The organism is Hydrogenophaga sp., assembly GCF_036675665.1.
Classification (GTDB): Bacteria; Pseudomonadota; Gammaproteobacteria; order Burkholderiales; family Burkholderiaceae_C; genus Hydrogenophaga.
The window spans coordinates 1-9,376 of the sequence record NZ_JAKFEO010000120.1; the positions used below are offsets into that span (position 1 = coordinate 1).

General features: G+C 69.7%; 10 protein-coding genes and 1 pseudogene. 8 read left to right on the plus strand and 3 right to left on the minus strand.

The annotated features are described in order from the left end of the window. The 5 genes and pseudogenes from V6M63_RS24455 to V6M63_RS24475 all read left to right on the plus strand — a co-directional run. Positions 1–676, plus strand: a pseudogene (locus V6M63_RS24455) (helix-turn-helix domain-containing protein); the annotation flags it as partial. 48 nt (positions 677–724) lie between these two features. Next, on the plus strand, positions 725–1,396 hold the full coding sequence (locus V6M63_RS24460) for a Vgb family protein (RefSeq protein WP_332746185.1): 672 nt from the start codon (positions 725–727) through the stop codon (positions 1,394–1,396). Positions 1,397–1,445: 49 nt separating this feature from the next. Further along, complete coding sequence (locus V6M63_RS24465; RefSeq protein ID WP_332746187.1) at positions 1,446–2,225, plus strand: DUF899 domain-containing protein; 780 nt, start codon at positions 1,446–1,448, stop codon at positions 2,223–2,225. Further along, positions 2,212–2,733: a hypothetical protein gene (locus V6M63_RS24470; RefSeq protein WP_332746189.1), complete on the plus strand. Its 522-nt coding sequence runs from the start codon at positions 2,212–2,214 to the stop codon at positions 2,731–2,733. Before V6M63_RS24465 ends, V6M63_RS24470 begins: the two co-directional genes overlap by 14 nt. Before the next feature lie 14 nt (positions 2,734–2,747). Next, positions 2,748–3,194 (plus strand): SRPBCC family protein, encoded by a 447-nt coding sequence (locus tag V6M63_RS24475; RefSeq protein WP_332746191.1) that lies wholly within the window; start codon positions 2,748–2,750, stop codon positions 3,192–3,194. Between the two features lie 6 nt (positions 3,195–3,200). Here V6M63_RS24475 and V6M63_RS24480 read toward each other — a convergent pair whose 3' ends face one another. The 3 genes from V6M63_RS24480 to V6M63_RS24490 form a co-directional block, all read right to left on the minus strand. Continuing rightward, on the minus strand, positions 3,201–4,121 hold the full coding sequence (locus V6M63_RS24480) for a LysR family transcriptional regulator (protein ID WP_332746192.1): 921 nt from the start codon (positions 4,119–4,121) through the stop codon (positions 3,201–3,203). 63 nt (positions 4,122–4,184) lie between these two features. Further along, positions 4,185–5,375 (minus strand): CaiB/BaiF CoA transferase family protein, encoded by a 1,191-nt coding sequence (locus V6M63_RS24485; protein WP_332746194.1) that lies wholly within the window; start codon positions 5,373–5,375, stop codon positions 4,185–4,187. Further along, entirely contained in the window at positions 5,372–6,310 is a 939-nt protein-coding gene (locus tag V6M63_RS24490; RefSeq protein WP_332746195.1) for a hydroxymethylglutaryl-CoA lyase, read from the minus strand. Before V6M63_RS24490 ends, V6M63_RS24485 begins: the two co-directional genes overlap by 4 nt. 95 nt (positions 6,311–6,405) lie before the next feature. On the opposite strand from V6M63_RS24490, the gene V6M63_RS24495 reads away from it, so the two are divergent. The 3 genes from V6M63_RS24495 to V6M63_RS24505 form a co-directional block, all read left to right on the plus strand. Next, entirely contained in the window at positions 6,406–7,152 is a 747-nt protein-coding gene (locus V6M63_RS24495) for an IclR family transcriptional regulator (protein WP_332746197.1), read from the plus strand. A 156-nt stretch (positions 7,153–7,308) separates the two neighbouring features. After that, positions 7,309–9,039: a ShlB/FhaC/HecB family hemolysin secretion/activation protein gene (locus V6M63_RS24500; protein WP_332746199.1), complete on the plus strand. Its 1,731-nt coding sequence runs from the start codon at positions 7,309–7,311 to the stop codon at positions 9,037–9,039. Between the two features lie 39 nt (positions 9,040–9,078). Further along, a partial coding sequence (locus tag V6M63_RS24505) for an ESPR domain-containing protein (RefSeq protein WP_332746201.1) occupies positions 9,079–9,376 on the plus strand: 298 nt, incomplete at its 3' end.

Consider the following 9,376-nt stretch of genomic DNA (forward strand, 5'->3'; position numbering starts at 1 on the left):
GCTGCAGGCCGAGGTGGCGCGCGCGCTGGCCACACTGGACCAGCCCGCCGCCCGGCGCGTGGTGACCGGCGGCGAGGAACAGGCCCTGCGGCTGGCCGAGGTGGCGGCGCTGCTCGCCTCGGACGCGCTGGTGGTCGACGCCTGCCGCCGCGGCCTGGGCACGGGTGCCGCGTGGCAAGCGCTGGCGCGTCGCCCCGTGCTGTTCGCGCTGGCGCGTGCGCTGGCACAGGCCTGGCCGGGCGACGTGGACCGCGAAGCCCTGATTGCGGACGCGTTCCGCACCCGCCACCCCGACGACACGCACCGCGCGCGCCTGCGGGTCGAGATCGGCCGCTTGCGCGCACTGGTCAAGGCGATGGCGCGCATCGAGGCCACCGAACGCGGCTTCATGCTCCAGCCCCTGGACGGGCGCGAGGTCGTGGTGCTGGCGCCGCCCATGGCCGGCGAGCAGGCCTCGCTGGTGGCGCTGCTCTCCGACGGCGCGGCCTGGTCCACCTCGGCCCTGGCGCTGGCGCTGGGCGCGAGCCAGCGCACCGTGCAGCGCGCGCTGGCCGAGCTGGAAGCCGAGGGCCGGGTGCGCGCCATCGGGCAGGCGCGCGCGCGGCGCTGGCTGGCACCGACCCTGGCGGGTTTCACGACGATCTTGTTACTCCCCGCTGCGCTGCCGAGTGAATAGAGTGGACTCCAGGCACCGAGACACGGTGCTGCCCAACAGGAGTCCACCATGACCAGCAAGACCGCAACAACCCCCAAGCGAGCCACCGCGCGCCCCGCCGAGATCGTGCGCGAGTACGGCCCCTTCGCCGGCGCCAACATGGTCGCCGGCGTCACCCACGATGGCCAGCGCGTCTGGGCCGCCACCGGCGCGCAGATCGTTGCCTTCGATCCCGCCAGCGGCGAGACCACACGCACGCTGGAGCGCGCTGGCGACGCCGGCACCGCCTTCGACGGCACGCACCTCTACCAGATCGCCGAGGCGCGCATCGACAAGATCGACCCCGTCAGCGGCGATGTGGTGGCGTCCATCCCCGCGCCCGGCGGCGGCAACGACTCGGGACTCGCCTGGGCCGAAGGCAGCCTGTGGGTGGGCCAGTACCGCGACCGCAAGATCCACCAGATCGACCCGGCCACCGGTGCCATCCGGCGCACCATCGAGTCCGACAGTTTCGTCACCGGCGTGACCTGGGTCGACGGCGAACTCTGGCACGGCACCTGGGAAGGCGATGCGAGCGACATCCGGCGCATCGACCCGCAGACCGGCGCCGTGCTCGAGCGGCTCGACATGCCGGCCGGCACCGGCGTGAGCGGCCTCGAGTCCGACGGCGCCAACCTCTTCTATTGCGGCGGCGGCGAGAGCGGCAAGGTGCGCGCCGTGCGACGCCCCAAGGCCGCGTGAGCGGCACCTGCCTGCCGCATCAACCGTCTCTCAAACCCAGGAACCCATCATGAACACCACCGCTGAAACGAACACCGCGCGCCACGCCATCGTGTCCCGCGACCAATGGCTCACCGAGCGCCGGGCGCTGCTGGCGCGCGAGAAGGCCCTGACGCAGCTGCGCGACCAGATCGCCCGCGAGCGCCGCGCGTTGCCTTGGGTCCGCGTCGAGAAGAACTATGTCTTCGAAGGGTTGGAAGGCCGTCGCACGCTCGCCGAGCTGTTCGACGGCCGCCACCAGCTGGTGGTGCAGCACTTCATGTTCGGCCCGGACTGGGAACAGGGCTGCCCGAGCTGTTCCTTCATGGCCGATCACACCGACGGCATGCTGCCGCACCTGGCGCAGCGCGATGTGACGATGGTGGCGATCTCGCGCGCGCCGCTGGCCCGCATCGAGCGCTTCCGCCAGCGCATGGGCTGGCGCTTTCCCTGGCTGTCCTCGCACGGCAGCGACTTCAACCACGACTTCCACGTCAGTTTTTCACCGGAAGAGCTGGCCCGCGGCGAGGTGGACTACAACTACGCGATGCGCCCCTTCCCGAGCGAGGAGGCGCCGGGCGTCAGCGCCTTCTACCGGGACGACGCAGGCGATGTCTTCCACACCTACTCGACCTACGGGCGCGGTGTGGAGGTGATGATGGGCACCTACAACCTGCTGGACCTCGCGCCCAAGGGCCGCGACGAGCGCGACGTGCCCCACAAGATGGAATGGGTCCGCCACCACGACCGCTACGCGCCGGCACCTCAGGCGACACCGGCAGCCGGCGCCTGCTGCCATGCGCAGGCCTGAAGCGCAGCGGGCACCGGCACTGCGGTCCCTGGTCCCGATCACGGTCGGGCACGTCGCCTCGGTGGCTGTTGTTTGCGCGGCGCTGGTGTCCGGTCTGTCGATGGACCGCCGGCTGATGCTGGCGCTGGCGGGCGGGCTGCTGGTGGTGGCCGCGGTGGTGTGCCTCGCGGGCCGCACACCGCAGGTGACCCGCGCACTGGCCGGGCAGGCCGGATGGGGGATCGGGTCTTTCGTGGTGTCCACCGCGCACGGCGCCGGCCTGGCGCTGGTGCCCGCGCTGATGCCGCTGTGCCTGGGCGAAGCAGCCGCCGGTGGGGCCATGGTCTCGGGCGCGCTGTGGCAGGCCATCGGCGCGGTGGTGGCGCACGGCGTTGTCATGATCGCCGTCACCGGCGCGATCGCCACCGGGATGCGCGCCTGTCGAAACCGCGTACGCTGGATCGTCGTGCATCGGTGGCCGGGGATGTTTCCCGCTGGCCGCGACCTGTTCAGACGAACCTCACCGTGAAAGGAACCCCCGCCATGTCATCCCGCACCGTTCGACTTCACCGCGTGCTCCGCGCCCCACCCGAGAAGGTTTACCGTGCCTTCCTCGACCCCGATGCGATGGCCCGCTGGTTGCCGCCCTACGGCTTCATCTGCAAGGTGCAACACTTCGAGCCCCGGGTCGGCGGCAGCTTCAAGATGTCGTTCCACAACTTCTCGACCGGCCACGGCCACTCGTTCCGCGGGGAATACCTGGAGCTGGTGCCCAACGAGCGCCTGCGCTACACCGACCGGTTCGACGACCCCAACCTGCCCGGCCTGCTCACGGTGGACGTGCAACTCAAGGCCGTCTCGTGCGGTACCGAGCTCAACGTGGTGCAGGACGGCATTCCGGAAGCGATTCCTCTGGAGATGTGCTACCTCGGGTGGCAGGAGTCGCTGCTCCAGCTGGCCCACCTGGTGGAGCCGGACATTCCGGGCTGAGCGAGGTCAGCCCTTCCAGAACTCCGGCCGCGCGTACTCGTGCTTGAGGAAGTCGATCCACAGGCGCACGCGCAGCGCGAGGTGCTTGCGCTGCGGGAACAGCGCAAAGATGCCGTTGGGCGGCGCGGCGAACTCGTCGAGCACGCTCACCAGCCGCCCGGCCGCGATGTCGGCCTCCACCTCCCAGGTGCTGCGCCACGCAATGCCGTAACCGGCCAGGCACCACTCGTGCAACACCTGGCCGTCGGTGCAGTCCAGCGGGCCGCCGGGGCGCAGGTGGGTGATGGTGGTCTCGCCCGCTTCGCCCGGCACGGTGAACGCCCAGCCGCGGGTCTGTGACGCGTCGCTGGACAGCGTGAGGCAATCAAAGCGCACCAGGTCGGCCGGGGATTGTGGGCGGCCGTGGTGCTGCAAATAGCGCGGCGTGGCCACGCACAGGCGGCGGTTTTCGGCCAGGCGCACGCTCACCAGCGACGAGTCGGGCAGATCACCCACGCGCACCGCGCAGTCGTAGGCCTCGCCGGCCACATCCACCACGCGGTCGCTCAGGTTGAGCGAGATCGTCACCTCCGGATGCAGCTCACGGAAGTGCGGCACCAGCGGCGCCACGTGGCGGCGGCCAAAGCCGGCCGGTGCGGTGATGCGCAGGTGCCCGCTGGCCTTCACGCCCCCGGCGCTCACGCTGGCCTCGGCGTTGGCCAGGTCGGTCAGCAGGCGGTGGCAGTCCTCGAGGAAAGCACTGCCTTCGTGGGTGAGGGTGATGCGCCGCGTGGTGCGCACCATGAGCTTCACACCGAGGCGGGATTCGAGGGCGTCAAGCCGGCGCCCGATGATGGCCGGGGCCACGCCCTCGGCCTTGGCGGCGGCGGTCAGGCTGCCACGCGTGGCGACCGAGGCGAAGGTTTCAAGTTGTTTGAGTTTGTCCACCGGGGCAGATTACCCCACGGCTCGTTATGAATCAATGACGAATACGCCTGGATTGATGACTTATCAGGTTGGTTTTGCCACCGTCTGGCTCAGGCGGGCGGCGTCTTCCTCCGAATAGCCCAGTTCGGCCAGCAGCGCGGCGCTGTGTTCGCCAAGCTTCGGCGGGCTGCGCCGCACGCCCAGGCGCTCGCCATCGAGCGCGAGCGGCAGCAGCACGGTCTGCGCGGTCTGGCCAGCGCGCTCGCCGTCGGGCAGGGTGATGGGCGCCAGGCCGCCGGTGGCGCAGAGGTGCGGGTCGTCCAGCAGCTCGTGAGGCTTGGTGATGGGCGCGAACGGCAGGCCGTGGCGCTCGAACAGCGCGGCCAGGTCGGCCGCGCTCTGCAGCGCAAGGCGCTCGCGCAGCAGCGGGATGAGCCAGTCGCGGTTGCGCACGCGGTTGTTGTTGCCCAGCAGGCGCGGGTCGGCCTTGAGGTCTTCATAACCGAAGGCGTCGCAGAAGATGGCCCACTGCGTGTCGCTCACCACGGCCAGGAAGATCTGCTCTTCGTCTTGAACCTTGAACACGTCGTAGATGCCCCAGGACGAAATGCGGTCGGGCATGGGCGCGGCGGGCTGGCCGGTGACGGCGAACTGCATCATGTGCTGCGCCACCAGGAACACGTTGTTCTCGAACAGCGAGCTTTGCACCTCGCTGCCCTGCCCGGTTTTCTCGCGCGCGCTGAGCGCGGCCATGACGCCGATGGCACCAAACAGGCCACCCATGATGTCGTTCACCGACGAGCCCGCGCGCAGCGGGTCCCCCGGGCGCCCGGTCATGTAGGCCAGGCCGCCCATCATCTGCACCACCTCGTCAAGGGCGGTGCGGTGGTCGTACGGCCCGGGCAGAAAACCCTTGTGGCTCACGTGGATCAGGCGCGGGTTGAGCGTCTTCAGGCTCAGGTAGTCCAGGCCCAGCTTCTTCATGGTGTCGGGCTTGAAGTTCTCGCTCACCACGTCGGCGGTGGCAATCAGCTTGAGCACGGCCTCCTTGCCTTCGGGCGACTGCAGGTCCAGCACCAGGCTTTTCTTGTTGCGGTTGAACAGCGGGTAGAAGCCCGCGCCCGAGCCGAGCAGGCGGCGCGTGTTGTCACCGGCGGGCGGCTCGACCTTGATGACCTCGGCCCCCAGATCGGCCAGCACCATGCCGCAGGTGGGTCCCATGACCATGTGGGTGAATTCAACGACGCGGATGCCTTCGTAGGGGAGTTTTGTCATCTGGGAGAAATCGAGTTGGAGAGCCAGCCTTTGGGCAAACCGGCTTCGGGCGTCATGCCGTACACCGGCTCGCCCGGCAGGCCGGCCTTGAGAGGTTCGCGCGCGGCGATGAGTTTTGTGATGTCGATGCCGGTGCGCACGCCCATGGCCTCGAACATGAAGACCAGGTCTTCGGTGACCACGTTGCCCGAGGCGCCGGGCGCATAGGGGCAGCCGCCCAGACCGCCGAGCGACGAGTCAAACGTGCGCACGCCCACGTCATACGCGGCCAGGCAGTTGGCCAGGCCCAGGCCGCGCGTGTTGTGCATGTGGGCCGCGCCCGCGCGCTCGCCCAGCTCGGCGCGCAGCCGCGTGAACAGGCGGCGCACCTGCGCCGGGTTGGCCATGCCGGTGGTGTCGGACAGGCCGACCTCGTCCACGCCGGCTTCCACACAGGCCACGGCCAGACGGATCACGTCGTCTTCATCCACCGCACCTTGCAGCGTGCAGCCGAAGGCGGTGGACAAGCCCACCTCCATCGCCACGCCGGGCACGGCGTCGCGCCGCAGCGCGTGCACCTCGCGCAGTTCGTCGAGCATCTGCGCCGGCGTCTTGCGCACGTTGGCCATGGAATGCGCCTCGCTCACCGACACCGGCAGGGTGATCTTGAGCACGCCCGCGGCCAGCGCGGCCTCGGCGCCGCGCCGGTTGGGCACGAGCGCCATCACCATCAGGCCCGGGTGCTGCAGGGCGTGTTGCACCACCGCGGGCGCGTCCGCCATCTGCGGCAGCAGCTTGGGCGGCACGAAGGAGCCGACCTCGATCTCGCGCAGGCCGGCCGCCACGAGCGCGTCGATCCAGCGCAGCTTGTCGGCCGTGGGCATCGTCGCCTTGACGGACTGCAGGCCGTCGCGCGGGCCGACTTCGCTGATGAGGACTTCGGGGGTGTTGTGCATGTAAAAAAGGGCTTCGGCTTGCGTTCTGTAAGACAGAACGATATTCTCTCTGTTGAAAGAATCGCAGATCGTCCCCACGCTGTCAACCAAAAGCCATGCCCCGCAAAGCGCAAACCCCGTCACTGGCCGACGCCAACGCCGCCACCGGCGGCACCGCTGCGGTGGACCGCGCGCTCTCGCTGCTGGGCGCGTTCCGCGCGGGCGACGCGGCCCTGTCGCTGGCCGAGCTGGCCGAGCGCACGCAGCTCTACAAAAGCACCGCCCTGCGCCTGCTCGCCTCGCTCGAACACGCGCACCTGCTGCAGCGGCTGGACGACGGGCGCTATGCCCTGGGTGGTGAGGTGGCGCGGCTGCACGGCATCTACGCGGCCTCGTTCTCGCTCGACCGCATCGTCATGCCCGTGCTGCGCCAGCTGGTGGCCGCCACCGGCGAAAGCGCGGCCTACCACGTGCGCCAGGGCCAGGCGCCGAACCAGACGCGCCTGTGCCTCTACCGCGTGGACTCACCGCACCCGGTGCGCGACCACATCCGCGCGGGCGAGGTGCTGCCCCTGCACCAGGGCACGGGCGGGCGCGTGCTCTCGGCCTTTGGCGCGGGCGACGACAGCCGCACACCCACCACCGTCGAGAAACGCATCCACGCCCGCATCCGCGCCGACGGCTACATGACCGCCGTGGGCGACCGCCTGGCCGAAGTAGCCGGCATCTCGGCACCGGTGTTCCATGCGGATGGGTCGATCGCCGCCGCGCTCACGCTCACGATGCCGGCGCACCGGTTTGACGAGCGGCATGTGGGAAAGGTGCTGGCGGCGGCGCGGCAACTGGGCGGGCGGGTGGGGTAACCACGCGCCCGCCCAGTTACTTTTTCACGCCTTTCTTCTTCAATTTCTGTTTTCTTCGATCTGAATACAACACTTTGGTATTCATTGTTCAGAACCCTCGCCAGAATGCGCGGTGTTTGGAAATGATCACCCAAAAGTATTCAGGCGAGGAAAAGGATGAAACGCAGACAGGCCTTCGGGCCGGTTCGGCGCGTGGCCGAGGCAACGCTCCTCATGGGCGCGCTGTGGGCATGGCCAGCCATCGGCCAAACCCCCACCGACACAACGCAGAGCACATCGGAGCAGCGCCGCGCACAGGAGCGCGATGCACGCCAGCGCGACCAGGCGCTGCAGGAGCGTGAACAGCGCCCGCAGGCCGCGCAAGCCACACCGGCGCAGCGCCTGCCCGACGCCGAATCACCTTGTTTCCCGATCCACCAGATCGAATTGCGTGGAGAAGACGCGCGCCGCTTCAGCTGGGTGCTCGACGCACTCACCGCACCCGACGGCCTGGACGGTCCGCTGCGCCGCTGCCTGGGTGCAGGCGGCATCGGCATCCTGGCCCAGCGCGCACAACACGCCGTCGTCGCGCGCGGCTTCGTCACGAGCCGGGTGCTGGTCGAACCACAGGACCTGAACCCAGGCCTCCTGACGCTCACGGTGATCCCCGGGCGCATCCGGCAGGTGCGTTTCGCCGATCCCACGGCGCGACACGCCTCCGCCCTCCATGCCTTGCCCGCCCAAGCCGGCGGCATCCTCAACCTGCGCGACATCGAGCAGGCGCTGGAGAACTTCAAGCGGGTGCCCAGCGCCGAGGCCGACATCCAGATCGTGCCGACCGACGAGCCGGGACAGAGCGACCTGCTGATTCACTGGAAGCAGGGTCGGCCGGTGCGCGTGCAACTGGGCGTGGACGACAGCGGCTCGCGCAGCACGGGCCGCTACCAGGGCAGCGCAACGCTCAGCATCGACAACCCGCTCTCGCTCAACGATCTCTTCTACGTGGGCCTGCAGCGCAGTCTGGGCGGCGGTGACCCAGGAGCACGGGGCACCAGCGGCAGCTCGTGGCATTACTCGCTGCCCTGGGGCCGGGCATGGCTGGCCTTCGACGTCAGCCGGCACCGATACCTGCAGACCGTGGCGGGCGCCGCGCAGGACTATGTCTACCGCGGCACCACCGGTTCACAGGAGGCCACGCTGTCGTATCTGGTGCACCGCGACGCCACGAGCAAGACCACCCTGCACGCCAAGGCGTTTGCGCGGCAGTCGCGCAACTTCATCGACGACACCGAGGTCGAGGTGCAGCGCCGGCGGGTGGGTGGCTGGCAGCTGGGCGTCGGGCACCGCGCCTTTGTGGGACCGGGCACGCTGGATCTGAACCTGAGCTATCGGCGTGGCACGGGCGCCTTTGGCTCGCTGCGCGCGCCCGAAGAGCCCTTTGGCGAAGGCACCTCGCGGTTCGCGCTGGTGCAGGCCAGCGCCCAGTGGCAGTGGCCTTTCAAGCTCGGCACACAGCCCTGGCAATACAGCGGCCAATGGCGCGCCCAGGCGCACCGCACACCCCTGTCGCCGCAAGAGCGCTTCGCCATCGGTGGTCGCCACACGGTGCGCGGTTTCGACGGCGAATCCAGCCTGAGCGCCGAGAGCGGCTGGATCTGGCGCAACGAACTCGCCACCCCGCTCGGTGCCAGCGGCACGTCGGCATTTGTGGGCCTGGACCACGGCCAGGTGCATGGCCCCAGTGCACAGCGACTCGTCGGCACCCGCCTGACCGGCGCGGTGGCCGGCTTGCGGGGCAGCGCGGGCGGCGTTCAGTACGAGCTGTTCGCCGGCTGGCCCGTCCACCAGCCGGAAGGCTTTCGCACCGCCCACGCCGCACTGGGCTTCTGGCTGGCCACCGGCTTCTGAGCCCGCTGTCACTCACAACAACAACGCCTCGAACATCCCATGAACCGCAACCACCACCGCATCGTTTTCAACGCCGCGCGCGGCCAGCTGATGGCCGTGAGCGAAACGGCTTCATCCGGCACCCGTTCATCGGCCAGCGGCGAAGCCCCTGCCAGCGCCGCCAGGCCGAAGCGCTGGCCGGCCATCGTCCTGCTGCTGGCCTTCGCCGCCTGGAGCCAGCCCGCCCAATCGCAGATCACGGCCGACCCCGGCGCCGCGGGCAACCTGCGCCCCACGGTGCTCACCGCGCCCAACGGCGTGCCCCTGGTCAACATCCAGAGCCCGAGTGCGGCCGGTG

Coding starts and splice junctions, on each gene's coding strand:
- V6M63_RS24460 (WP_332746185.1), top strand. CDS start 725: ATGACCAGCAAGACCGCAACAACCCCCAAGCGAGCCACCGCGCGCCCC.
- V6M63_RS24465 (WP_332746187.1), top strand. CDS start 1,446: ATGAACACCACCGCTGAAACGAACACCGCGCGCCACGCCATCGTGTCC.
- V6M63_RS24470 (WP_332746189.1), top strand. CDS start 2,212: ATGCGCAGGCCTGAAGCGCAGCGGGCACCGGCACTGCGGTCCCTGGTC.
- V6M63_RS24475 (WP_332746191.1), top strand. CDS start 2,748: ATGTCATCCCGCACCGTTCGACTTCACCGCGTGCTCCGCGCCCCACCC.
- V6M63_RS24485 (WP_332746194.1), bottom strand. CDS start 5,375: ATGACAAAACTCCCCTACGAAGGCATCCGCGTCGTTGAATTCACCCAC.
- V6M63_RS24490 (WP_332746195.1), bottom strand. CDS start 6,310: ATGCACAACACCCCCGAAGTCCTCATCAGCGAAGTCGGCCCGCGCGAC.
- V6M63_RS24495 (WP_332746197.1), top strand. CDS start 6,406: ATGCCCCGCAAAGCGCAAACCCCGTCACTGGCCGACGCCAACGCCGCC.
- V6M63_RS24500 (WP_332746199.1), top strand. CDS start 7,309: ATGAAACGCAGACAGGCCTTCGGGCCGGTTCGGCGCGTGGCCGAGGCA.